The organism is Agrobacterium sp. MCAB5 (assembly GCF_052114365.1).
GTDB lineage: Bacteria > Pseudomonadota > Alphaproteobacteria > Rhizobiales > Rhizobiaceae > Agrobacterium > Agrobacterium tumefaciens.
In genome coordinates, this window is record NZ_JBFREP010000268.1 from 1 (window position 1) to 438 (window position 438).

Genomic DNA, 438 nt, shown 5'->3' on the forward strand with positions numbered 1-438 from the left:
GTTGATGTCCTTTCGTTCGGTTGCCATCTTGACGGGACATATATTGAGACCGGCCAAGCAGCACACCGACTACATTTCCAGCGCCGTCAATCTCACTGCTCGAATGCCCCCAAGTACCGGCCTTTATATCAGATGCCGATAGCAGTGATGGCTCGTTTATCAAAAAATGACCAAATTCCGTTCGCCAATTGTCCGAATTCTGGTCCTATTCACTTGATCCGCGCGAACGAGCTTGGCGAGAAGGCAGATGTTAATCCAGATCGGCGCCTCCTTGTCGGACCTTGCTGGACAGGGATGCAGCTAAAATGAAAGTTGCTTGCTTACCTGCGAACCCTCACGCAGCGAGGTCGGGCAGGGAAGTCGCATCCCAGTCGCTCGCTGTTTTTGTTGGCGGCGAACGCCCCAACGCAACAGCGCCTCATCTGAAGAGGCTGGTGT

At 53.7% G+C, this 438-nt stretch carries 1 protein-coding gene; it reads left to right on the plus strand.

Annotated elements, in window-relative coordinates; translation table 11 throughout:
* On the plus strand, positions 1–309 hold a 309-nt coding region (locus AB4Z23_RS28570; protein ID WP_441361319.1), incomplete at its 5' end, for a hypothetical protein.
* Between the last annotated feature and the right edge of the window lie 129 nt (positions 310–438).